Annotated in this window: 1 protein-coding gene; it reads left to right on the top strand. The window is 68.4% G+C overall.

Features of this window, described 5'->3' with window-relative positions; translation table 11 throughout:
- The coding region (locus tag KYY02_RS33680; protein ID WP_371244886.1) for an acyl carrier protein at window positions 1-866 on the top strand (866 nt) is incomplete at both ends.

Consider the following 866-nt stretch of genomic DNA (forward strand, 5'->3'; position numbering starts at 1 on the left):
CGAGCTGGGTTTCGACTCGCTCATGGCGGTCGAGCTGCGCAACCTGCTGAGTGCGGTCACCGGCCTGCGCCTGCCGGCGACCCTGGTCTTCGACTACCCGACGCCCCTGGTTCTCGCGAGCCACCTGCGCTCCACCCTGTTCGGCGGTGACGAGACGCGGGAGCGGGTTCGGTCGGCGGTGGTGTCGGACGAGCCGATCGCGATTGTGGGGATGGGTTGCCGGTATCCGGGTGGGGTGGGTTCGCCGGAGGAGTTGTGGGGTCTGGTGGCGGAGGGTCGGGACGCGGTGTCCGACTTTCCCGATGACCGGGGCTGGGATGTGGAGGCGTTGTACGACCCTGATCCTGCGCGGTCGGGGACCAGCACTGTGCGGTGGGGTGGGTTCCTGTATGGGGCTGCGGAGTTTGATCCGGGGTTCTTCGGGATGTCGCCGCGGGAGGCGTTGGCGGTGGATCCGCAGCAGCGGTTGTTGCTGGAGACGTCGTGGGAGGCGGTGGAGCGGGCGGGGATTGATCCCAGGTCGTTGCGGGGGAGTGCGACCGGGGTGTTCGCGGGGGTGATGTACAACGACTACGCCTCTAGGCTGCGGCGGGCTCCGGAGGGTTTTGAGGGGCAGTTGGGGTTTGGTAGTTCGGGGAGTGTGGCGTCGGGCCGGGTGTCGTATGTGCTGGGGCTTGAGGGTCCGGCGGTGACGGTGGACACGGCGTGTTCGTCGTCGTTGGTGGCGATGCATCTGGCGGCGCAGGCGTTGCGGTCGGGTGAGTGTGAGCTGGCGTTGGCGGGTGGTGTGACGGTGATGTCCAGTCCGGCGGCGTTCGTGGAGTTCAGTCGTCAGCGGGGGTTGGCTCCGGACGGGCGGTGCAAGG

It is taken from the genome of Streptomyces pimonensis, from assembly GCF_041380215.1.
Classification (GTDB): Bacteria; Actinomycetota; Actinomycetes; order Streptomycetales; family Streptomycetaceae; genus Streptomyces; species Streptomyces pimonensis.